Source organism: Spongiactinospora rosea (assembly GCF_003315795.1).
In the GTDB taxonomy this organism is placed as follows: Bacteria; Actinomycetota; Actinomycetes; order Streptosporangiales; family Streptosporangiaceae; genus Spongiactinospora; species Spongiactinospora rosea.
In genome coordinates this window covers 24,584-45,519 of the sequence record NZ_QMEY01000023.1, presented here as the reverse complement: position 1 = coordinate 45,519, position 20,936 = coordinate 24,584, and the positions used below count along the sequence as shown (strand labels likewise).

General features: G+C 71.5%; 23 protein-coding genes. 14 read left to right on the top strand and 9 right to left on the bottom strand.

Annotated elements, in window-relative coordinates:
- Nucleotides 1–474: 474 nt before the first annotated feature.
- Complete coding sequence (locus DP939_RS35445) at nt 475–1,671, bottom strand: NAD(P)-dependent malic enzyme (RefSeq protein WP_113985283.1); 1,197 nt, start codon at nt 1,669–1,671, stop codon at nt 475–477.
- A gap of 349 nt (nt 1,672–2,020) precedes the next feature.
- On the opposite strand from DP939_RS35445, the gene DP939_RS35440 reads away from it, so the two are divergent.
- From DP939_RS35440 to DP939_RS35425, 4 genes are all read left to right on the top strand, one after another.
- Nucleotides 2,021–2,881 (top strand): ABC transporter substrate-binding protein, encoded by an 861-nt coding sequence (locus DP939_RS35440; protein WP_113985208.1) that lies wholly within the window; start codon nt 2,021–2,023, stop codon nt 2,879–2,881.
- Nucleotides 2,878–3,699, top strand: coding sequence for an amino acid ABC transporter permease (locus tag DP939_RS35435; protein ID WP_113985282.1), 822 nt, complete (start codon nt 2,878–2,880; stop codon nt 3,697–3,699). Before DP939_RS35440 ends, DP939_RS35435 begins: the two co-directional genes overlap by 4 nt.
- Entirely contained in the window at nt 3,696–4,457 is a 762-nt protein-coding gene (locus DP939_RS35430) for an amino acid ABC transporter ATP-binding protein (protein WP_113985207.1), read from the top strand. Before DP939_RS35435 ends, DP939_RS35430 begins: the two co-directional genes overlap by 4 nt.
- A gap of 71 nt (nt 4,458–4,528) precedes the next feature.
- Nucleotides 4,529–5,062 carry a CGNR zinc finger domain-containing protein gene (locus DP939_RS35425; protein WP_113985206.1) on the top strand — a complete coding sequence of 178 codons (534 nt, stop codon included), beginning with the start codon at nt 4,529–4,531 and terminating at the stop codon, nt 5,060–5,062.
- A 24-nt stretch (nt 5,063–5,086) separates the two neighbouring features.
- Here the strand turns inward: DP939_RS35425 and DP939_RS35420 are convergent, their stop codons facing one another.
- On the bottom strand, nt 5,087–5,380 hold the full coding sequence (locus tag DP939_RS35420) for a S24/S26 family peptidase (RefSeq protein ID WP_225878701.1): 294 nt from the start codon (nt 5,378–5,380) through the stop codon (nt 5,087–5,089).
- Nucleotides 5,381–5,477: 97 nt separating this feature from the next.
- Between DP939_RS35420 and sodN the strand changes: the two genes are divergently transcribed.
- From sodN to DP939_RS35405, 3 genes are all read left to right on the top strand, one after another.
- Nucleotides 5,478–5,879 carry a superoxide dismutase, Ni gene (sodN, locus tag DP939_RS35415; protein WP_111169730.1) on the top strand — a complete coding sequence of 134 codons (402 nt, stop codon included), beginning with the start codon at nt 5,478–5,480 and terminating at the stop codon, nt 5,877–5,879.
- Between the two features lie 175 nt (nt 5,880–6,054).
- The gene (locus tag DP939_RS35410; protein WP_113985281.1) at nt 6,055–6,480 is read left to right on the top strand and encodes an ATP-binding protein; all 426 of its coding nucleotides are present in this window, start codon (nt 6,055–6,057) and stop codon (nt 6,478–6,480) included.
- A gap of 17 nt (nt 6,481–6,497) precedes the next feature.
- Complete coding sequence (locus DP939_RS35405) at nt 6,498–7,277, top strand: RNA polymerase sigma factor SigF (protein ID WP_199537174.1); 780 nt, start codon at nt 6,498–6,500, stop codon at nt 7,275–7,277.
- Nucleotides 7,278–7,313: 36 nt separating this feature from the next.
- Here DP939_RS35405 and DP939_RS35400 read toward each other — a convergent pair whose 3' ends face one another.
- The 3 genes from DP939_RS35400 to DP939_RS35390 are packed head-to-tail and all read right to left on the bottom strand — an operon-like array spanning nt 7,314 to nt 9,034.
- Entirely contained in the window at nt 7,314–7,697 is a 384-nt protein-coding gene (locus tag DP939_RS35400; protein ID WP_113985204.1) for a hypothetical protein, read from the bottom strand.
- Nucleotides 7,698–7,706: 9 nt separating this feature from the next.
- Nucleotides 7,707–8,447 carry an SRPBCC family protein gene (locus DP939_RS35395; protein WP_113985203.1) on the bottom strand — a complete coding sequence of 247 codons (741 nt, stop codon included), beginning with the start codon at nt 8,445–8,447 and terminating at the stop codon, nt 7,707–7,709.
- Nucleotides 8,444–9,034, bottom strand: coding sequence for an ArsR/SmtB family transcription factor (locus DP939_RS35390; protein WP_199565630.1), 591 nt, complete (start codon nt 9,032–9,034; stop codon nt 8,444–8,446). Before DP939_RS35390 ends, DP939_RS35395 begins: the two co-directional genes overlap by 4 nt.
- 111 nt (nt 9,035–9,145) lie before the next feature.
- Here DP939_RS35390 and DP939_RS35385 point away from each other — a divergent pair, with 111 nt between their 5' ends.
- Both DP939_RS35385 and DP939_RS35380 read left to right on the top strand, forming a co-directional pair.
- Nucleotides 9,146–10,099 (top strand): diacylglycerol/lipid kinase family protein, encoded by a 954-nt coding sequence (locus tag DP939_RS35385; RefSeq protein WP_318656337.1) that lies wholly within the window; start codon nt 9,146–9,148, stop codon nt 10,097–10,099.
- 285 nt (nt 10,100–10,384) lie between these two features.
- A complete protein-coding gene (locus DP939_RS35380; RefSeq protein WP_113985280.1) occupies nt 10,385–10,639 on the top strand; it encodes a WhiB family transcriptional regulator in 255 nt (84 codons plus the stop codon).
- Between the two features lie 177 nt (nt 10,640–10,816).
- On the opposite strand, the gene DP939_RS35375 is transcribed toward DP939_RS35380, so the two are convergent.
- Entirely contained in the window at nt 10,817–12,322 is a 1,506-nt protein-coding gene (locus DP939_RS35375; protein ID WP_113985200.1) for a sensor histidine kinase, read from the bottom strand.
- Nucleotides 12,323–12,426: 104 nt separating this feature from the next.
- Here DP939_RS35375 and DP939_RS35370 point away from each other — a divergent pair, with 104 nt between their 5' ends.
- From DP939_RS35370 to DP939_RS35355, 4 genes are read left to right on the top strand one after another with little or no spacing between them, the layout of a single operon-like run.
- Complete coding sequence (locus tag DP939_RS35370; RefSeq protein ID WP_113985199.1) at nt 12,427–13,593, top strand: 8-amino-7-oxononanoate synthase; 1,167 nt, start codon at nt 12,427–12,429, stop codon at nt 13,591–13,593.
- Complete coding sequence (locus DP939_RS35365) at nt 13,590–14,309, top strand: GntR family transcriptional regulator (protein WP_113985198.1); 720 nt, start codon at nt 13,590–13,592, stop codon at nt 14,307–14,309. Before DP939_RS35370 ends, DP939_RS35365 begins: the two co-directional genes overlap by 4 nt.
- Nucleotides 14,309–15,025 carry a dethiobiotin synthase gene (gene bioD, locus DP939_RS35360; RefSeq protein ID WP_113985197.1) on the top strand — a complete coding sequence of 239 codons (717 nt, stop codon included), beginning with the start codon at nt 14,309–14,311 and terminating at the stop codon, nt 15,023–15,025. Before DP939_RS35365 ends, bioD begins: the two co-directional genes overlap by 1 nt.
- Before the next feature lie 38 nt (nt 15,026–15,063).
- Nucleotides 15,064–16,710 (top strand): acetolactate synthase, encoded by a 1,647-nt coding sequence (locus DP939_RS35355; RefSeq protein ID WP_113985196.1) that lies wholly within the window; start codon nt 15,064–15,066, stop codon nt 16,708–16,710.
- A 17-nt stretch (nt 16,711–16,727) separates the two neighbouring features.
- On the opposite strand, the gene DP939_RS35350 is transcribed toward DP939_RS35355, so the two are convergent.
- On the bottom strand, nt 16,728–18,437 hold the full coding sequence (locus DP939_RS35350) for a serine/threonine-protein kinase (protein ID WP_113985195.1): 1,710 nt from the start codon (nt 18,435–18,437) through the stop codon (nt 16,728–16,730).
- Between the two features lie 250 nt (nt 18,438–18,687).
- Here DP939_RS35350 and DP939_RS35345 point away from each other — a divergent pair, with 250 nt between their 5' ends.
- On the top strand, nt 18,688–19,077 hold the full coding sequence (locus DP939_RS35345; protein ID WP_225878693.1) for a thioesterase family protein: 390 nt from the start codon (nt 18,688–18,690) through the stop codon (nt 19,075–19,077).
- Nucleotides 19,078–19,086: 9 nt separating this feature from the next.
- On the opposite strand, the gene DP939_RS35340 is transcribed toward DP939_RS35345, so the two are convergent.
- Nucleotides 19,087–19,302 carry a biotin/lipoyl-binding carrier protein gene (locus DP939_RS35340; protein WP_146607828.1) on the bottom strand — a complete coding sequence of 72 codons (216 nt, stop codon included), beginning with the start codon at nt 19,300–19,302 and terminating at the stop codon, nt 19,087–19,089.
- Between the two features lie 38 nt (nt 19,303–19,340).
- Entirely contained in the window at nt 19,341–20,669 is a 1,329-nt protein-coding gene (locus DP939_RS35335; protein WP_113985193.1) for an acetyl-CoA carboxylase biotin carboxylase subunit, read from the bottom strand.
- Between the last annotated feature and the right edge of the window lie 267 nt (nt 20,670–20,936).

Below are 20,936 nucleotides of genomic sequence, written 5' to 3'. Positions count from 1 at the left end.
CGCGTTCGGTCGCCGCCCGGCCTCACGCACGCGGAGACCACGACGACCACACGAAAGAGACGAACAGGCCGGCTCACCGCAGTACGTCTTCTACCGGGCCGCGCCGGACCGCTCGAAAGGGTGGCCGCCCGGGTGCCGGGGCGGTGGAGTGTCGACGCTTCGCCCCGATACATCCGTGGCATGTGCTGCGCCATGTGCGATACGGACTGCCTGGCCCGCTGGAGTACGCCGGCTACCGGATCGCCCCCGGGCCGTGCCGGGCCGTTCGGAGGGGTGGCCGCCCAGGTGCCGAAGTGGTGGAGTGTTGACGCCTGTGCCGCGAAGTACCGGTGGTGCTTCGCGGCACGCGGCGATACGGCCTGCCTGGGCCGCTCGCCGTTCGGTCTCGTGTACGCGGATGCCCAAGAGGACTACGCGAAGAAGACGGACAGGCCGGCTCGCCGGGGTACGGCTTCTACCGGGTTGGGGGGCGGGTCAGGCTCGGGCGACGCCGTCGTGGCGGGCCTGGGTTGCCACGGCGGCGGTGACGGCCGGGGCGACGCGCTTGTCGAAGGGGCTGGGGATGACGTAGTCGGCGGACAGGGCGTCGCCGACGACGGCGGCCAGGGCGTCGGCCGCGGCCACCTTCATGTTCTCGGTGATGGTGCCGGCCCGGACGTCGAGCGCGCCGCGGAAGACGCCGGGGAAGGCCAGCACGTTGTTGATCTGGTTGGGGAAGTCGGAGCGGCCGGTGGCGACGACGCGGGCGTGCCGGCGGGCGGCGTCCGGGTGGACCTCGGGCGTCGGGTTGGAGAGCGCGAAGACGATGGAGTCGGCCGCCATGGTCGCGATGGACTGCTCGGCGACCGTCGAGCCGGACAGGCCGATGAAGACGTCGGCCCCGGCCAGGGCGTCTTCGGTCGTGCCGCGCAGGCCCGCGCGGTTGGTGTCGGCGGCCAGCGCGGTCTTGACCGAGTTGAGCCCGGCGCGGCCCTCGTGGATCAGGCCCTTGGAGTCGGCGACCGCGATGTCGCCGATGCCCGCGTTGAGCAGGATGCGGGTGACCGCGACCCCGGACGCGCCGGCCCCGGCCACGACCGCGCGCAGGTCGCCGAGCGAGCGCCCGGTGAGGCGGGCGGCGTTCTGGAGGGCGGCGAGCACGACGATGGCGGTGCCGTGCTGGTCGTCGTGGAAGACCGGGATGTCCAGCCGCTCGCGCAGCCGGTCCTCGACCTCGAAGCAGCGGGGGGCGCTGATGTCCTCAAGGTTGATCCCGCCGAAGGACGGCGCGAGCCGTGCGACGGTCTCGACCAGCTCCTCCACGCCCGTGCAGTCGAGGCAGATCGGCACCGCGTCGACCCCGGCGAACTCCTTGAACAGCAGCGCCTTGCCCTCCATCACCGGCATGGCGGCGGCCGGGCCGATGTCGCCCAGCCCGAGCACCGCGGTGCCGTCGGACACGACGGCGACCACCCGGGAGACCCAGGTGTAGTCGGCGGCCAGCGCGGGGGTGTCGGCGATCGCGGAGCAGACCCTGGCGACGCCCGGCGTGTACGCGAGCGAGAGGTCGTCGGCGTCGCGGACCGGCACGGAGGAGCGGACCTCCAGCTTGCCGCCGCGGTGCAGCGCGAAGGCCGGGTCGGCGTCGAGCGCGTCGAGGCTCGGCGTTGACGGTGCGGGTGAGGTGGTCATGGAAACGGAGGATGGCGTGACGGCCACTGCGACCCCTGGAGTCAGACGGACAGGTCTTCGATGGGCACCGCGGAGCGAGGATCCCCTGGCTTGGTGGGCGCCGGGGAAAGGGCCGCTCGGTCGCGGTGGTCTCGTGGAGGGGGCACGGGGGTCACCCGTCGCTCGATTGTGCCACACGTTGTGAGCCGGACCGTCGCAGGGGGCATGAGTCCGAACCGGGAGGTAAGGCTTGACTGTTGCGTTGACCTGGGACAGTTGACAACAAACCAACCGAACAGTAGGAATTTCCCGAAAGAGCTTTGACCTGCCCTTATTACCTAAAACCGGTCAACCACGGAGGAGGCCGCTCATGGCCTATCGGCCCTCGCGCCCCTGGGCGGCCACGCGCCGCCGTACCACGGCCGCCGGTGCCGCGGCGCTCGCGTCCGCGTTGCTGCTGGCAGCGTGCGGCTCGTCGGACGGAGGCGGCGGCGCCAGCGGGCCGGAGGGGGTCCGGCTCGTGTCCCAGGGCAAGCTCACCACCTGTACGAACGTGCCTTACGAACCATTCCAGTTCAAGCAGGGCCAAAAGGTGGTCGGCTTCGACGTGGACATCGTCGACCTGGCGGCCAAGCGGCTCGGGGTGACCCAGGAGATCATCGACATCGACTTCGCCGCCATCAAGAGCGGCTCGGCGCTCAACTCCAACCGGTGCGACCTGGCCGCGGCCGGCATGACGATCACCCCCGACCGGGAGAAGAACCTGACCTTCTCTGCGCCCTACTTCGACGCCACCCAGGCGCTGATGGCCAAGAAGGGCAGCGGGGTGACATCGCTCGCCGACGTCAAGACCAAGGGCCTGACGCTGGGCGCGCAGGCGTCCACCACGGGCCTGGAGTACGCCAGGCAGCAGGAGTTCGACCCGATCGAGTTCGCCGACTCCCCCAAGGAACTGCTGGGCCTGCAGACCGGCCAGGCCGACGTGATCATCCAGGATCACGCGGTGGTGGCGACCTGGCTGAAGAAGCCGGAGGTCGCGGCGAAGTTCGAGCTGGTCGCCAACCTGAACACCGGTGAGCAGTACGGCATCGGGATGAAGAAGGGCAACACCGCCCTGAAGAAGGTCGTGGACGAGGTCATCCAGCAGGCGAGGACCGACGGCACGTACGACAAGATCTACCAGAAGTGGATCGGTACCGCCGTGCCCACGCCGTCTCCGGCCGGCACATGACGACCCCAGGGGCGGAGAAGGCGGCACGGACCCGGCTCAGCCCCCGCGAGCGGCAGCGGATCAGCCGCGGCGCCCAGTACGCGATCCTGGTCGCGGCGCTCATCGCGCTGGCCCTGCTCGCCGACTGGCCGGCCATCCGGCAGGCGTTCCTGAACACCGAGGTGGCCGCTGAGGGCCTGCCGGAGCTGTTCACGGTCGCGCTGAAGAACACGGTGATCTACACGTTCACCGGGTTCGCGCTGGGGTTCGCGCTCGGCCTGCTGCTCGCGCTGATGCGCCTGTCGCCGGTCGCCCCCTACCGGTGGATCTCGGCGGTCTACATCGAGGTCTTCCGCGGACTGCCCGCGCTGGTCATCTTTCTGATGATCAGCGCGTTGCCACTGGCCTTCCCGAGCTTCTGGCTGCCCGGCGGCGTGTACGGCATGGCCGCGCTCGGCCTGGGCCTGGTCTCGGCGTCGTACATGGCCGAGACCTTCCGCGCCGGGATCCAGGCGGTGCCGAAGGGGCAGATGGAGGCGGCGCGCTCGCTCGGCATGCCGTACATGCGGGCGATGTCCAGCATCGTCATCCCGCAGGCGATCAGGATCGTCATCCCGCCGCTCACCAACGAGCTGGTCCTGCTGTTCAAGGACTCCTCGCTGGTGCTCTTCCTGGGCGTCACGGCGGGGCAGGTGGAGCTGGCGAAGTTCGGCAATGACCAGTCCTCGACGTTCGCCAGCCCGACGCCGATCCTGGTCTCGGGGATCACGTACCTGATCATCACCATCCCGCTCGGGTACCTCGCGCGGCGGCTGGAAGCGAGGCGGGACGGCCGATGAGCGACGTGGAGATCCGCGACCTGCACAAGTGCTTCGGCAAGCTCGAAGTACTGCGAGGGATCGACTTCACCGTGGAGTCCGGGCAGGTGGTGTGCGTGATCGGCCCGTCCGGGTCGGGCAAGTCCACGCTGCTGCGGTGCGTGAACCTGCTGGAGCGGCCGACGTCCGGGAAGGTCCTCGTGGACGGCGTGGAGCTGACCGACCCCGACGTCGACATCGACGCGGCCCGCCGCCGGGTCGGGATGGTGTTCCAGCAGTTCAACCTGTTCCCGCACCTGACGGCGCTGCGCAACGTGACGATCGCCCAGGAACGGGTGCTGCGCCGCGGCCGTGCCGAGGCCGAGTCCGTGGCCCGGACCGAACTCGCGCGGGTCGGGCTGGCCGACAAGGCCGACGCCTACCCGGCGCAGCTCTCCGGCGGGCAGCAGCAGCGGGTGGCCATCGCGCGGGCGCTGGCGATGAATCCCGCGCTGATGCTGTTCGACGAGCCGACCTCCGCGCTGGACCCGGAGCTGGTCGGCGACGTGCTGACGGTGATGCGCCAGCTGGCGGAGGAGGGCATGACCATGCTGGTGGTGACCCACGAGATGGCCTTCGCCCGTGAGGTCGCCGACCGGGTGGTGTTCATGGACGGCGGGACGATCGTGGAGGAGGGCCCGCCCGGACAGGTCATCGGCGCGCCGCGGCACGAGCGCACACGTACGTTCCTGCGGCGGGTGCTCAACCCGACCCACGTGGACACCGACGGCGCTCGATGACCAACGGCCTCCGGTAGGCGTGTAATACTCGACTGGTCCATCGTCTATTACCGTCAACCATCAGGGTCACTGTGGATCTGACCACGTACGCCGAGCTGGCCGTGCTTCTCGTCAACGGGGCCGACCGGCTGGAGGGCATCGCGGGCCTGCGCCTGCTGCTGGGCGAGTCCGGGCGCGGGGCCCGGGCCGCGCGGGCCACCCGCGCCGATCTGGAGGCGATGCGCGCGCTGCGCGCCGAGCTGCTGGCCGTCTTCGAGTCCGCCGACGCGGGCGATGAGGACGACGCCGTGGCGCGGCTCAACGCGCTGCTGATCCGCCATCCGGTCCACCCGCAGATCTCCGGGCACGACGGCCAGCGCTGGCACCTGCACCTCAACGAGGACGGCGGGATCGCCGACCAGTACGCCGTGGGCTGCGTCATGGGCCTGGCCGCGCTGGTGACCGACCTGGGCGTGGACCGGCTGGGGCTGTGCGACGCGGCGCCGTGCCGCCGGGCCTTCCTGGACACCTCCTCCAACCGCTCCAGGCGCTACTGTTCCGAACGCTGCGCCAGCCGCGCGAACGTCGCGGCCTACCGGGCCCGCAAGCGCCGCGTGGCCGTCTGAGCCGCCCTGAGGGCCCCGGCGGGATCATCGGCGTCCCGGCGGCCAGTAGCGCAGCACGACGCGCCCGACCAGCGACCCGGGCGGCAGCGGCCCGAAGTCCCAGCTGTCGCGGCGGCCGGAGGCGCGCTGGTTGTCGCTCTCCAGCCACCAGCCGCCGTCCTTCTCGCGCCAGGCCGCCCGTTTCACGATCAGCCGCGTCTCGTCGCCGGGGAGCCGGGCGACGACCACGTCGCCCGGACGTACGGCGGCGCCCCGCCGTACCAGCAACCAGTCTCCCGGGCGCAGTCCCGGCAGCATGGAATCGCCTTCGACACGCACTCTCACGACGCCAACCCCCTCCCGCGCGGGGTGAATCTAGCCGAGTAAGGTCGGTAACCGGACCATGCTGATATCAGCATCGAGGAAGGAAATTCCGATGCTCGCACGACTGCTGCGACCCAAGCACGTGGCATCCGCGCACTGCGACCTGCCGTGCGGGGTCTATGACCCGGCGCAGGCCCGTATCGAGGCCGAGTCGGTCAAGGCGATCATGGAGAAGTACGCGGCCAACGACGACCCGGTCTTCCGCGCCCGCGCGCTGACCATCAAGGAGGAGCGGGCCGAGCTGGTCAAGCACCACCTGTGGGTGCTGTGGACCGACTACTTCAAGCCGCCGCACCTGGAGGCCTACCCGCAGTTGCACCAGCTTTTCTGGGAGGCCACCAAGCTCGCCGGGGCCGCGGGCGCCAAGGGCACCGTTGAGGTGTCCAAGGCCGAGGACCTGCTCGGTAAGATCGACGACATCTCGAAGATCTTCTGGGAGACCAAGGCCGCCTGAGTTGCGGTGATCTGCTAGGACAATGCCTGATCATGGGCAGATGGGCCCCGTGTGATGAGACATCACACGGGGCCTCAGCATTTTCCCATGATCGCGAGTCTCAGGCCGCCAAGTGGTCTCCAGGGGCGGTAAGTTGCAGTCAGCGGCAATGCACGCCACCGGCGTGAGGAGGAACGTGACAGAGGAAACCGAGACGCGTGTGGAAGGCAGGTCCGGGATTCGCGACGTGGTCAGTGTCCGGCTGCCCGCCGCGAGTGCCTACCTGTCCGTTCTGCGTACCGCGACCGCCGGGCTGGCCGCGCGGCTTGACTTCACGCTCGATGAGATCGAAGATCTCCGCATAGCGGTCGATGAGGCGTGCGCCATGCTGCTCAGCCAGGCCGTGCCCGGCACCGACCTGACCGCGGAGTTCGAGCTGACGGGGCAGGAGATGCAGGTCCGCGTCGAGGTCAACACGGTCGGCAGCACGGCGCCCAAGCGCGATGACTTCGCCTGGATGGTGCTCACGGCGCTGGCCGACGACGTCGACGCGGTGACCGACTTCCCCGACCGCATGGCCATCGTGCTGCGTAAACGCCGAGGCGCGGCGAGGCCGGCGTGACGGAAAGGACACGTGCCATGGCCGCCGGAGAGGACGCGGTGCCCGACAGGGTCCGTGCCCGGACCCTCTTCGCCGAGCTGGCCGAGCTGGCTCCGGAGGAGCCGCGCCGGCAGCGCATCCGCGACGAGCTGGTGGAGTTGCACCTGCCGTTGGTGGAGTACCTGGCCAGGCGCTTTCGCAACCGCGGCGAGTGGCTGGACGACCTGACGCAGGTCGCCACCATCGGGCTGATCAAGTCGATCGACCGCTTCGACCTGGCCCGCGGCGTGGAGTTCTCCACCTACGCGACGCCGACGATCGTGGGCGAGATCAAGCGGCACTTCCGCGACAAGGGCTGGGCGGTGCGGGTCCCGCGCCGCCTGCAGGAGCTGAAGCTGTCGCTGACCAAGGCGATCAGCGAGCTGTCCCAGCGTGAGGGCCGCGCGCCGACCGTCGGCGAGCTGGCCGCGCACCTGCAGATGAGCGAGGAAGAGGTGCTGGAGGGCCTGGAGTCGGCCAACGCCTACTCCACCGTCTCCCTCGACGCGCCCGACTCCGGCGACGACGACGCGCCCGCGGTGGCCGACTCGCTCGGCATCGTGGACGACTCGCTCGAAGGCGTCGAGTACCGCGAGTCGCTGAAGCCGCTGCTCGAACGGCTGCCGCCGCGTGAGAAGCGCATCCTGCTGCTGCGCTTCTTCGGCAACATGACCCAGTCGCAGATCGCCACCGAGCTGGGCATCTCGCAGATGCACGTCTCGCGGCTGCTGGCCCGTACGCTGGCCCAGCTCCGCGAAGGGCTCACCGCCGACGACTGACCCACCGGTGCCGCTGAACGGCCCGCCGCCGGGGCCTCAGCGGTCGTCGCCGAACAGCGCCTGCGTGGTGGGCGGCGCGAACAGACCGCCGAGGCCGATCACCGCCACGGCGGCGAGCGGGATGCCCGGCGCGGCCTGCCCCGACTGGATCAGCGTGATCGCCACGGGCAGCGCGAGGATCTGGGCGAGCACCGCCGGTGCCCGTCCCCACCGCTGCCCGGTGAACAGTCCCCAGGCCACCCACAGCAGCCCGGCCCCGGCCAGCAGGCCGAACGCCGTGACGACGATCGAGGTCACCAGGTCCGACGGCTTGCCGACCACCGTCATGACGCCGACGTAACCTCCGAGCACCAGGGCGACCAGCCCTTCCACCGCCACGACGACGGCGGCGACCACCAAGCTCACCGGACGCTTCGACACGCGCCGAGCTTACTGCCCGCCCACCCCGCTCCCCGCTTCAGCGCCGCCCTCCGGCGTTTTCACGGTCTCCCACCATGATGTCCAGCGGTGTTCGATGTCGCCGAAGGTGTCGTCGGACGTGCCGTACAGGGTGAGCAGCGCGCCGATGCCGCCGCGCCCGCCGACCAGGAGCAGGCCGTCGCCGAAGCCCGCGACGGTGAGCGCCCGCTGGTGCCCGGTCACGGCGTAGACCTCGCCCTCCAGCACGTCACCGGGCACGGCCTCGGCCTTGTACGGCGAGCCCGTGGGCAGGCCCGCCACCGCGCCGAGCCCGAGCGCGTCCAGCATCGAGGCGGCGGGGTCGCGCAGCGCCCCGGTCAGCGCGATCGTGCGCCGCTCCGCCAGCCCGTGCCGCTCGACGCCGAAGCGGAGCTGGGTCAAGAACGCGGTCCAGCCCTCGGTGATGTCGTCGTAGTAGGCGTCCCAGTCGGGGTTCGCGCCGCGCGGCGCGCGGGTGATCCGCACGACCGTGCCGCCGCCGGCCGTCTCGTGCAGGGTGAACCGGTCGCTCTCCTGGAGGACCAGCACGCGCGCCTCCGGGTCCTCTTCGGCGACATGGTCGACGTAGATGAAACGGATCTCCTCGTCCAGGCCGGTCCCCGCCTCGCCGAAGTGCCATCCATGCCAGCGCCGGATCAGCTCGGGATCGCGCAGCGCCCGCCACACCTCATCGGGCGGCGCGCCGATGGTGACCTCTATGCGTACTGTCATGTGCCCGCTCCTTCGGGGTCGGCGGGCGCCGGGTGACCGGCGCCCATGATCCGGTACGGCCGGCCGCCCGGTGTGTCGAAGGCCGCCACGACCTCGCCGATCGCGGCGGCCAGCGCGTCGGTGAACCGGTGGACGTCGCCCGGCGCGGCGAACCGCACTTCGGTCTCCAGGGTGAACGTCAGCAGCCGGACGTCCGCCTGCTCGGCCGCCGTCTGCATGCGGGTCACGTCGCGCACGGTCCGCGCCGCCACCGCCACCAGGTGCTCGGCCGCGTGCCGGTCCAGCCCGGCCACCGCGTCCTCGCCGCGCCCGCCCAGTACGTCGGGATCGACGACGTACGCCTCGGCGGTCGCCCGCAGCACCCGCTCCACGAACCCGCGCCTGCGCCGCTCCTCCACCAGCTCGACCAGGCCCTGCGCCTCCAGCTCGCGCAGGTGGTAGCCGACCCGCTGGCGGGGCAGCTCGAACTCGGCGGCGAGCTGCGCCGCCGAGCCCGGCGTGCGCAGCCGCGCGAGGATCCGCCGCCGCAGCGGCGAGAGCGCCTGCCGCAACCGCTCCGGCTCGTCCAGCAGCCTCCTTCGTGCCACGCGGCCCATCGTCCATTAGACAAATAATTCTGTCAATTCGATGTCCCATGCCTGCCGTGGGTAGCCGGACGACATATCCCGGCAAATGGATACGCTGGCGGGGTGCGAGCCATGCTCCTGGTGAACCCCAAGGCCACGACCACGAACGCGCGCACCCGCGATGTGCTGATCCGGGCGCTGGGCGCGGCCGTGGACCTGTCGGTGGAGGAGACCGGCTACCGGGGGCACGCGGCCACGCTGGCCGCGACCGCGCATGCCAAGGGCTTCGACGCGGTGGCCGTGCTCGGCGGCGACGGGACGATCAACGAGGCGGTCAACGGGCTGCTCAACCCGGTCAACGGCCGGGTCGGCAGTGGCGGTGGCGGCGCCGACGAGCGGCCGGGCCTGATCGTGATCCCCGGCGGCAGCGCCAACGTGTTCGCGCGCGGCCTGGGCCTGCCCAACGACCCGGTGCAGGCGACCGGCGCGGTGCTGGAGGCGCTGCGCGAGGGCCGCCGCCGCGTGGTCGGGCTGGGGCAGGCGAGCTGGGGGGAGCAGAGCCGGTACTTCACGTTCTGCTCAGGGATGGGCTTCGACGCCGAGGTCATCCGAGCGGTGGAGGGGTTGCGGGGGGCGGGTTTCCGGGCGACCCCGGCGCGCTACGTCACCACCATGCTGCGCCACTATTTCATGACAGATCGCCGTAATCCCCCGATGACTTTGCGCGGACCCGGCATCCCGGAAGTGGACGGGGTGTTCCTGGCGATCATCTGCAATACCACACCCTGGACCTACATCGGCGACCAGCCCGTCAGCCCCACTCCCTGGGCGAGCTTCGAGACCGGGCTCGATCTGCTGGGTCTTCGCCGGCTCGGAATGGCGGCGATCCTGCGTACCGCGCAGCAGATCGTGGGCGAGCCGCGCAGCCTGCCGAGCGGCGGGCACCTCACCCAGCTCCATGACGAGGCGGAGTTCACTCTCACCGCGTCGCGCCCTGTGGCATTCCAGCTCGACGGCGACTACCTTGGGGAACGCGAGCAGGTCACCTACCGGTCCGTTCCTGCCGCGTTACAAGTTCTGCTCTAAGTGGCTACTTTGCGTCACAGTGTGACGCATCCGACAGCTATTTCCAGCAAAACTTCGCCCCAAACCTCTTGCGTGCACTCAGCGTGGCTGACAATCTCAAGTTGACGTCGGAACGTAGGACGTTTGAGGCGGAAACCCCGGCTCGACCGGCCACCGGCGATCATTGAACAGCCGACCTGTGTGCCCACCAAGGCCCGGGAGGTCGTTCGCAGGAGTTAGTGAAACTCTTCACAAAGCACGAAACGACGGAGCGACCAAGCTCCACCTGACGAAGGAGTGGACCGCATGGACTGGCGCCACGTAGCTGCCTGCCGTGACGTGGACCCTGAGTTGTTCTTCCCCATCGGCAACACCGGGCCCGCTCTGCTGCAGATCGAAGAGGCGAAGCAGGTCTGTCGTCAGTGTCCGGTCTCCGAGGCCTGTCTGCAGTGGGCGCTGTCGTCCGGGCAGGACGCCGGCGTCTGGGGCGGACTCAGCGAGGACGAGCGCCGCGCGCTCAAGCGGCGCACCGCCCGCGCCCGCGCTCGCGCCAACGCCTGACCGGCCCCCCGGCATCAAACGCTGACCGTACACACGCCGCCATCATCTCGAACATCGCAAAAGACGATACGAACCTCTCAACGTCCCCCTGTGGCACTTGATTGCCACTCGGGGACGCAGTATATGCGCGTGAGCCCATACCGGATCACACCGGGTCGCCCCAAGCCCCTCTGACGCTCACTGGCTCGGCGGCGGCAACGGCAGGGACAGTCCGACCTCGGTGCCCCCGCCCTCGCGCGGCTCCACGCGCAGCCGCCCGGACAGCTCCCCCACCACCAGCGTGCGCACGATCTGCAGGCCCAGGCTGGTCGAGGTCTCCAGGTCGAAATCGGCGGGCAGACCCTTTCCGTCGTCCACGACCAGCACGTCCAGGCGCTCGGCCGCGCGCGACACCACCACCGACAGCCGCCCGCTGCGCTGCGCGAACCCGTGCTGCATGGCGTTTTGCAGCAGCTCGGTGAGCACCATCGCGAGCGGCGTGGCGATCGCCGCGGGCAGCACCCCGAACGACCCCTCGCGGCGCGGCGTGACCTGCGCCTCCGGCGAGGAGACCTCCCCCGTCATGGCGATCACCCGGTCGGCGATGTCGTCGAAGTCGACGAACTCCTCGGGGGCGTGCGACAGCGTCTCGTGCACGATGGCGATCGAGCCGACCCGGCGTACCGCCTCCTCCAGCGCCTCCCGGCCCTCGCGCACCTGAAGCCGCCTGGCCTGCAGGCGCAGCAGCGCGGCCACGGTCTGCAGGTTGTTCTTCACCCGGTGGTGGATCTCGCGGATCGTGGCGTCCTTGGTCATCAGCTCCCGCTCGCGCCTGCGCAGCTCGGTGACGTCCCTGATCAGCACCAGGGCGCCGATCCTGCCGCCGCCCACGATCAGCGGGATGGCCCGCAGCTGCACGATCGTGCCGCCGGACTCGACCTCGGTCTCCCGTGGCGCGCGACCGGCCGCCACGATCATCAGGGACTCGTCCACCGGCTCGTCGCCGTAGCACAGCGCGGCCGTGACCTTGCCCAGCTCGGCCCCGACCAGGTCGGCGTTGAGCCCGAGGCGGCGGTAGGCCGACAGGGCGTTGGGCGAGGCGTAGGTGACCCGGCCGGCGCGGTCGAGCCGCAGCAGGCCGTCACCGACGCGCGGCGAGCGCACCAGGATCGGCTCGTCGCCGGAGAACGGGAAGCGGCCCTCGGCCACCATCTGGGCGAGGTCGGAGGCGCTTTGCAGGTACGTCAGCTCCAGCCGGGAGGGCGTACGGGCCGACGAGAGGTTCGTCGAGCGCTGGATCACCCCGACGAAGGGGCCGTCGGGCACCGCGGCCGCGTAACCGCCCTCGGCGGCCGCCCGGCGTACCGGGATGGTCTCCTCGCGCACCGGCACGCCGCTGGACCAGTCGGGGTCGCCCTCGCGGCAGATCCGCCGCTCGTCCCAGGCCGTGTCGATCAGTGGGCGCTCACCCTTGGTCACCACCGACCCCACGACGTCGTCGTGGTAGACGGTCGGGCCCGTGGTCGGGCGCATCTGCGCGACCGCGATCCAGCCGGACCCGTCGCGCAGCGGCACCCACAGGATGAGGTCGGCGAAGGACAGGTCGGCGAGCAGCTGCCAGTCGGAGACCAGCGAGTGCATCCAGTCCAGGTCGGCGTCGTCGAGTGCGGTGTGGCTGACCGCGAGGTCGCTGAGTGTCGGCACCTGTGCATCATGCGTGCTGTACCGCTCCTGGGCCAAACCGGGCGCGCGCACGCCATGTCACTACCCGTTGCCGAACACGCGCACGGTACTTGCGACAATGCGGTATGCACCCCACCCGGTCAGACCCGTTGGCGCGCTTCAGGGACGCCGCCGCCGCCCGTGCGGCGGCGGGGCTCAAACGCGCGCTGCGGCCCCGCGCACCCGGCGACGCAGTGATCGATGTCGCCTCCAACGACTACCTGGGCCTCGCCATGGACCCGCGGCCGGCGCGGGCCGCGGCCGAGGCCGCCCTCGCCTGGGGCACCGGCTCCACCGGCTCCCGGCTGGTCACCGGGTCCACCACGCTGCACGCGGAGCTGGAGGAGGCGCTGCGGAGGTTCGCGGGGGCGCCCGCCGCGCTGGTGTTCTCCTCCGGCTATCTGGCCAACCTGGCGGCGGTCACCGTCCTTGCGGGCCGCGGCACGCTGGTGGTGTCCGACGAGGGCAACCACGCCTCGATCGTGGACGCCTGCCGCCTGTCTCGGGCCCGGGTCGTGGTGACGCCGCACAACGACGTGACGGCCGTGGAGAAGGCGCTGGCCGATCGCGACGAGGAGCACGCCCTGGTGGTCACCGACTCGGTGTTCTCCGTGGACGGCGACCTCGCGCCGATCGCCGCCCTGCACGCGGCGGCGGTACGGCAGAACGCGCTGCTCCTGGTGGACGAGGCGCACGCGATGGGCGTGGTGGGCGAGGGCGGCAGGGGCGCGGTACACGCCGCCGGGCTGGCCGGCGACCCCAGGGTGGTGCGCACGCTCACGCTGTCGAAGTCGTTCGGCTCGCAGGGCGGCGCGGTGCTCGGCGCGCCCGAGGTGATCGACGCGCTGGTGGACACCGGGCGGCCGTTCATCTTCGACACCGGCCTCGCGCCCGCGTGCGCCGCCGCGGCGCTGACCGCCGTGCGCATCGTCGAGGACACGCCGGAGCTGCCCGCCCGGGCCGGGTCCGTGGCCCGGGAGCTGGCCGCCATGGTCACCGGGCTCGGCCTGCCCGATCCCGGCCTGCCCGCGGGAGCGGTCGTGCCGGTCGTACTGGGCCGTCCGCAGGCCGCGCTGCGGGCGGTGGCGATCTGCGCGGACCACGGAGTGCGCGCCGGATGCTTCCGGCCGCCGTCCGTTCCAGAAGGACGTTCGTGTCTGCGGTTGACCGCACGGGCCGATCTGGGTTGCGATGATCTCGCGGTGATCAAACGCGCGCTCACCGCCGTGGCCGAATTGAAGGTGAACGCGTGACAGAAGATTCCCCTCGGGTTCCGAAGTACTACGACGTGAAACGGAGCCTGCTCGATCTGACCAAGAGCCTGACGCCGGGCAGCGCCCTGCCGCCGGAGCGCACGCTCGCGCTGCGCTTCGCCACCTCCCGCACCACCGTGCGGCAGGCGCTGACCGAGCTGGTGGTCGAAGGGCGGCTGCTGCGCATCCAGGGCAAGGGGACCTTCGTCGCGCAGCCCAAGGTCGCCCAGGTGCTCCAGCTCACGTCCTACACCGGCGATCTGCGCACGGTCGGCCTGGAACCGGACACCAAGATCCTCGACATCAGCTACGTCAGCGCCGACGAGACGCTGGCCCGGCGGCTGGCCATCAACCCGGGCGGGCGGGTGCTGCGCATCCACCGGCTCCGGCTGGCGAACGGCGAGCCGATGTCGGTGGACACGACCCACCTGTCGGCGCGGAGGTTCCCCCGGCTGCGCCGGGAGCTGGAGGGCCACTCGTCCCTGTATGAGACCCTGCACAACGCCTACAGCGTCCGGCTCACCGACGCGGAGGAGATAATCGAGACCGTGCTGGCCACGCCGTATGACGCCCAGTTGCTGGCGGTGGACGTCGGGCTGCCGATGCTGATGCTCACCCGGCACGCCTTCGACGCCGACGGCAACCCGGTGGAGTGGGCGCAGTCCCTGTACCGGGGCGACCGGTACAAGTTCGTCACCCGGCTGCGGAGGCCGTGATGAGCGTACTGGTCGTCTCGGGCACCGACACCGGCGTCGGCAAGACGGTGGTCAGCGCGGCGGTGGCCGCGCTGGCGCTGGCGCGCGGCGTCTCGGTGGCGGTGGTCAAACCCGGGCAGACCGGGGTGAGCGCCACGGAGCCGGGTGACCTGGACGAGGTGATCCGGCTCGCCGGGGCGCGCTCGACGTTCGAGTTCGCCCGTTTCCCCGACCCGCTGTCCCCGGCCGCCGCCGCCCGCGCGGCCGGGCTCCCCCCGGTGTCGCTGCGGACGGCCGCCGACCGCGTCCTCGAACTCACCGAGACGCACCGGCTGGTGATCGTGGAGGGGGCGGGCGGGCTGCTGGTCCGGTTCGACGAGGACGGCACCACGATCGCCGACCTCGCGCGGATGCTCCGCGCCCCGGTGCTGATCACCGCGCGGGCCTCGCTCGGCACGCTCAACCACACCGCGCTCACGCTGGAGGCCCTGGCCGCACGGGGGCTGGAGACCGCCGGGGTGGTGATCGGATCCTGGCCGGCCGAGCCGGGGCTCGCCGAGCGGATGAACGTCCCTGACCTGGAGATGCTGGCCGCCCGTCCGCTCGCCGGGGCGCTGCCCGAGGGGGCCGGGGCGCTCGATCGCACGGCGTTCGCCGAGGCCGCCAGGGACGGGCTCGCCCCCGCCCTGGGCGGGTGTTTCGACCCCGCCGCGTTCCGGGACGGGCTCGCCCGATGACTGTCCTCGCTATGTGACTCACTGGTAGGTTCGGCCGCATGGAGGCATCGAGACACGCGGGCGACGTCGCCGTCGCCGTCGCCGGTTCCTACGGCGTGGAGGCCATGTTCACCCTGTCCGGCGGGCACGTTTTCCCGCTGTACGACGGCGCGGTGCACGAGAAGATGCCGATCGTGGACGTGCGCCACGAGCAGAGCGCGGTCTTCGCCGCCGAGGCGACCGCCCGGCTGACCCGCAAACCCGGGCTCGCGGTGCTGACCGCGGGCCCCGGCGTCACCAACGGCGTCAGCGGCATCACCACCGCGCGTTTCAACGGCTCTCCCCTGGTCGTGCTGGGCGGGCGGGCCCCGCAGTCCCGCTGGGGCACCGGGGCCCTGCAGGAGCTGGACCACCCGCCGCTGCTCGCCCCCGTCACCAAGCTGGCCTTCACCGCCGCGTCGGCCGAGAGCGTCGGCCAGGACGTCGAGAGCGCCTTCCGCACCGCCATCGCCCCGCACCGCGGCCCGGTGTTCCTCGACCTCTACATGGACCACCTGTTCTCCCCGGCCCCCGCGCACGCGGTGAGCACCCCCACCCCCTCGCCGCTCGAACCCGACACCGACGCCCTGGCCGGGATCGCCCGGCACCTGGCGGAGGCCGAGCGGCCGGTGCTGGTGTTCGGCTCCGACGTGTGGATGGACCGCGCCGAGGAGGCCGCCCGCGACTTCGCCGAGCAGTGGCGGCTGCCGGTCATCCCCAACGGCCAGGGCCGCGGCATCCTGCCCTCAGGGCACGAGCTGCTGGTCACCCGGGCCAGGAGCATCGCGTTCGGCCAGGCCGACCTGGTCATCGTGGTGGGCGCGCCACTCGACTTCCGGCTCGGGTACGGCTGGTTCGGCGGCAAGGAGGGCGCGCCGCTGGCCAAGGTCGTCCACCTCGCCGACACGCCGTCCCAGCTCGCCACCCACACCGGCACGGTGGGGTCGGCCGCAGGCGACCTGTCGCTGGTGCTGTGGGGCCTCGGTTCGGCCTGTGAGAACGCCGGGGTCGACCCCACCTCCTACGCCCCCTGGACGACCAGGCTGGCCGAGGCCGCCAAGGCCGCCACCGCCGCCGACGCGGAGCTGCTGAACGCCTCCGCCGACCCCATCCACCCGGTGCGGATCTACGGCGAGCTGGCCCGGCTGCTCGCCGACGACGCCGTGGTGATCGGCGACGGCGGCGACTTCGTGTCGTACGCGGGCAAGTACGTCGAGTCCAGGCAGCCCGGCTGCTGGCTGGACCCCGGCCCCTACGGCTGCCTGGGCACCGGCCTCGGCTACGCCATCGCCGCCCGGCTGTCGCGGCCCTCCTCCCAGGTGGTGCTGCTGCTCGGCGACGGGGCCGCGGGATTCTCACTGATGGACGTGGACACGCTGGTCCGCCACCGGCTGCCGGTCGTGATGATCTGCGGCAACAACGGCTCCTGGGGGCTGGAGAAGCACCCGATGCGGCTGCTGTACGGCTACGACGTGGCCGCCGACCTCCAGCCGCAGTGCCGCTACGACCAGGTGGTGACCGCGCTCGGCGGGGGCGGCGAGCTGGTCACCAGGCCGGAGGAGATCGGGCCCGCGCTGCGCAGGGCGTTCGACTCGGGCGTTCCGTACCTGGTCAACGTGGCCACCGACCCCGACGTCGCCTACCCGCGCAACACCACGGGGCTGTGAGGCCCCGCGGCGCGTGCTCAGCGGCCCACCGGCACCTTGGACAGCGAGGGGGTCGGCGTGGGCTGCGGCGAGGGCGACTCGCAGCCGTTCTCCGGGTCGAACAGGATCATCATCGACTTGCCCAGCTCCAGCTTCTCTCCGGCCGCCGGCTCCTGGTAGACCACGGTGTGGCAGGCGAGCACCTGACCGCCGCCGTTCAGCTCGGCCTGCACCCGGAAGCCCGCCGCCTTGATCATCGGGCGGGCCTGGGCGAGGGTGAGCCCGCCGACGTCGGGCACCGCCTTCTTCGGGCGCGGGGTCGGGCTCGGCGTGGGCGTCGGGGTCTTGACGGGGCTCGGGCTCGGGCTGGACGAGACGGTGGGCGTCGGCGTCGTCTCCGGCGTGGGCTCCTCGGCCGGCTCCACCGCCCTGGCCTCGCGCTCGTCCTTGGTCGGGCGGGGCTTGATGGTGTTGGTCGGCGAGGCCAGTGGGTCCTTGGTGGGCTCGGTGCCCTCCTCGGCTCCGGCCGAGACGACGTTCTGTTTCGGCGTCTCGGGGGAACCGAAGTCGGCCAGCGCGAACGACACCCCGCCGACGCACAGCACGGCGGCGACCACCGAGGTGCTCAGCAGGCCCACCCGCCGCTTGGCGGGGGCGGCCCTCCTGCGCCCGCCTGAGGCGACCGTGGGCGGCCCTGGCGGGCCGTCATGGCCCAAAGGTGCCTGAGCGGCCGAAGCGGCCGTCTGAGGCGCTCCGGGGACGTCCGCGGGGACGGGGAGGCGCGCGCCGGTGGACGGAGGCCCGTAGGGGGCGACCTCCTGGTAGCCGCCCGTCTCGGCAGGGTAATGGTCGTGGTAGGGGCCGGTCGGCTCCGCCGGGACGGCCGGGGGGCCGTGCGCGCCGCGCACGTCGTCCGGTACGCCCAGCGCGGCCTGCCGCGCCGCCTCGCTCATCGCCGCCGCGTCGCGGAAGCGGCGCGCCGGGTCCTTCGACAGGGCCTGCTCCACCAGCCGCCGCACCGGCGCGGGGATGTCGGCGGGCAGCGGCGGCGGCGCCTCCCTGATGTGCTTGAGCGCGATCGTCACCGGCGTGTCGCCGTCGAACGGCCGGTTGCCCGCCAGGCACTCGTAGGCCACCACGCCGAGGGCGTAGATGTCGACCGCGGGCGTGACCGGCGCGCCCTCCGCCTGCTCGGGCGCGCAGTAGGCGGCGGTGCCGAGGACCATGCCGACGTCGGTCAGCCGGCTCGCGGTGTCCGCGCGGGCGATCCCGAAGTCGGTGAGCACGAGCGTGCCATCCGCCCGCACCAGCAGGTTGCCCGGCTTGATGTCACGGTGCACGATCCCCTGTGCGTGCACCGCGGAAAGCGCCGACGCGGCCTGCGCGATCAGCTCCATCGCCGCCTCCGGCGGGATGCGGCCCAGCCGGGCCAGCAGCCGGTCCAGCGGCTCGCCATCGACGAACTTCATCACCAGGTACGTCTGCGCCCCCGCGCCCGGTACCTGATCGACGCCGTAGTCGTAGACATCGACGACACCCGGATGGTTGATCGTGGCCATCGCCCGCGCCTCATTGCGGAAGCGCGTCATGAACCCCGGATCGTCGGTGTGGACCGGCAGCAGCACCTTGACGGCCACCGTCCGCGCGAGGACCACGTCCTCCCCGCGCCACACCTCGCCCATGCCGCCGGCGCCGATGCGGGCGTCTAGGCGATAGCGCCCCGCCAGCGTCGTACCTTGGGCCACCATGGTTCCCCCGTTACCCCCTGTCTCGTCAAACTCCCCCACCCCAGGACTGTCCAACAAAGCGGATTACTATCGCAGGGAGATAACGCCCGGGTCACGAAACCCGGTGAACCGGCGACCCGTCGTCACCCGCGGGGCTGCCGAATTTCCCAATAGGTGGTAAAGGGTAGGGCGTCGATCAGCCTACTCTCATCGCCTGCTCCGCGCAGCCCAGTGGGCTCATTCCGAAACACCGGCCTCTAGACTTGCCCCCATGACACCGGCTCCGGGACTTCGCGCCACGACGCTCATCATGGTCGAGCGCGAGGACACCGCGGTGAAGCTGGGCAGCGGCGACGTGCCGGTGCTCGGCACCCCGCGGCTGCTCGCCATCGCCGAGGCCATGACCGTGCGGGCCGTGGCCGGCCACCTCGCGCCCGGCCAGACCAGCGTCGGCACCCGCGTGGCGCTCGACCATCTGGCCGCGAGCCCGGTCGGCGCGCACGTCGAGGTGAGCGCGGAGCTGACCGAGGTGGACGGCAGGCGGCTGGTCTTCGACTTCACCGCCCGGAGCGGGGAGACCCTGGTCGGGTCCGGCACGATCGAGCGGGCCGTGGTGGATCGGGAGAGGTTCCTCTCCCGGCTCGCCGGGCCCGGCCGGTGAGCCGCCGGCTCAGTCGTCGAGCAGGGCGATGAGGTCGCCTTCCTGTACCACGTCACCTTCGGCCACCTTGATCTGGGCGACCACGCCGGGATCTTCGGCCAGGACCGGGATCTCCATCTTCATCGACTCCAGGATGACGATCGTGTCGCCCTCCTCGACGGTGTCACCCTCGGCGGCGATGATCTTCCAGACGTTCGCCACCATCTCCGCGCGGATCTCTGCCACGGCGCACTTCCCTTCTTCGATCCAACTCTGTCAGGCCGCTACCGCATCCGAGAAACCAGACCGGTGTCGTAGTCGCCGCCCGCGAACTCGGGGCGGTCGAGCAGTTCGGCACAGAACGGGAGGTTGTTCTTGGGGCCGGTCACGGTGAACCCGGCGATCGCCCGGCGGGCGCGGTCCAGGGCCTCGGCGCGGGTCTCGCCGTACACGCACAACTTGGCCAGCAGCGGGTCGTAGAACGGCGTCACCGTGTTGCCCGCCGTGTAACCGGAATCGACGCGCACGCCCTCGCCGGCCGGCTCCTCCCAGACGTCGATCTTGCCGGGGCCGGGCAGGAAGCGCTTGGGGTCTTCGGCGTACACCCGGAACTCCACGGCGTGCCCGCGCGGCTCGGGGATCGGCCCGACCGGCTCCCCCGCCGCGATCCGCAGCTGCGCCTCCACCAGGTCGATGCCGGTGACCAGCTCGGTGACCGGGTGCTCGACCTGCAGGCGGGTGTTCATCTCCAGGAAGACGAAATCCTGCTTCTCGGCGTCCACCAGGCACTCGACCGTGCCCGCCCCGCGGTAGCCGACCGCCTCCCCCGCGCGCACCGCGGCCTTCAGCATGCGCTCGCGCAGGTCCTCGGTGATCCCCGGGGACGGCGACTCCTCCACCACCTTCTGGTGACGGCGCTGCACCGAGCAGTCCCGCTCACCGACCGCGACCACCCGGCCGTCGGCCAGGCCGAGGATCTGCACCTCCACATGACGGGCGCGCTCGATGTAGCGCTCCAGCAGGATCGCCGGGTCACCACCGGACCGCGCCGCCGCCCTGGCCGCCGCCTCGAACGCCTTCACCAGGCCCTTCTCATCGCGGGCCACGCCCATGCCGATCCCGCCGCCACCGCCCGCGGTCTTCACCATCACCGGGTAGCCGATCTCGGCGGCGGCGGCCACGGCCTGCTCGGCGTCGGTCACCGGGGTACGCGTGCCGGACGCGACGGGCACTCCGGCCTGTTCCATCAGGTTACGGGCGTTGATCTTGTCGCCCATCCGCTCGATCGCCTCGGGGGACGGGCCGATCCAGGTCAGCCCGGCGGCCACGACGTCCCTCGCGAAATCGGTGCGCTCCGACAGGAACCCGTAGCCGGGGTGCACGGCCTGCGCCCCGCTGGTCCGCGCGGCCTCAAGCACCTTGGCGGCGTCGAGATAGCTCTGCCGGGGGTCGGCGAGGCCGAGCGGCACCGCGTCGTCGGCCTCGTGGACGTACGGCAGGTCGGCGTCGGCCTCGGAGTACACGGCCACGGCCCGCAGGCCCATCCGCCGCACCGTGCGAACGATCCGCCGGGCGATCTCACCCCGGTTGGCGACCAACACGGACTCGAACACCTGACGGACTCCTCACACTCGGACGGCTACAACGGGTTCCCAGCCTAAGACCGCCGACCTGTGGAACCTTTCCGCCGAAACCACTGTCTGGCGGGCCCATTTCTGTAGCTTTCCTACAGCGTTTACGGCGCTCGCTTCGCTCGCGCGGGCCCGGGCGCCTTCAAGGCCGCGCCCTCCACTCCTCACTCAGTCGCTCCCTCGCTCGTCCCTCGCTCCCTCACTCCATCGCTCGTCACTCCGGACACGACCGCGCCCGGGCCTGCTCAT

Coding starts and splice junctions, on each gene's coding strand:
- DP939_RS35380 (WP_113985280.1), top strand. CDS start 10,385: ATGGACTGGCGCCACGTAGCTGCCTGCCGTGACGTGGACCCTGAGTTG.
- DP939_RS35435 (WP_113985282.1), top strand. CDS start 2,878: ATGACGACCCCAGGGGCGGAGAAGGCGGCACGGACCCGGCTCAGCCCC.
- DP939_RS35385 (WP_318656337.1), top strand. CDS start 9,146: ATGCTCCTGGTGAACCCCAAGGCCACGACCACGAACGCGCGCACCCGC.
- DP939_RS35440 (WP_113985208.1), top strand. CDS start 2,021: ATGGCCTATCGGCCCTCGCGCCCCTGGGCGGCCACGCGCCGCCGTACC.
- DP939_RS35430 (WP_113985207.1), top strand. CDS start 3,696: ATGAGCGACGTGGAGATCCGCGACCTGCACAAGTGCTTCGGCAAGCTC.
- DP939_RS35370 (WP_113985199.1), top strand. CDS start 12,427: ATGCACCCCACCCGGTCAGACCCGTTGGCGCGCTTCAGGGACGCCGCC.
- DP939_RS35345 (WP_225878693.1), top strand. CDS start 18,688: ATGACACCGGCTCCGGGACTTCGCGCCACGACGCTCATCATGGTCGAG.
- DP939_RS35350 (WP_113985195.1), bottom strand. CDS start 18,437: ATGGTGGCCCAAGGTACGACGCTGGCGGGGCGCTATCGCCTAGACGCC.
- DP939_RS35445 (WP_113985283.1), bottom strand. CDS start 1,671: ATGACCACCTCACCCGCACCGTCAACGCCGAGCCTCGACGCGCTCGAC.
- DP939_RS35405 (WP_199537174.1), top strand. CDS start 6,498: ATGGCCGCCGGAGAGGACGCGGTGCCCGACAGGGTCCGTGCCCGGACC.
- sodN (WP_111169730.1), top strand. CDS start 5,478: ATGCTCGCACGACTGCTGCGACCCAAGCACGTGGCATCCGCGCACTGC.
- DP939_RS35395 (WP_113985203.1), bottom strand. CDS start 8,447: ATGACAGTACGCATAGAGGTCACCATCGGCGCGCCGCCCGATGAGGTG.
- DP939_RS35355 (WP_113985196.1), top strand. CDS start 15,064: ATGGAGGCATCGAGACACGCGGGCGACGTCGCCGTCGCCGTCGCCGGT.
- bioD (WP_113985197.1), top strand. CDS start 14,309: ATGAGCGTACTGGTCGTCTCGGGCACCGACACCGGCGTCGGCAAGACG.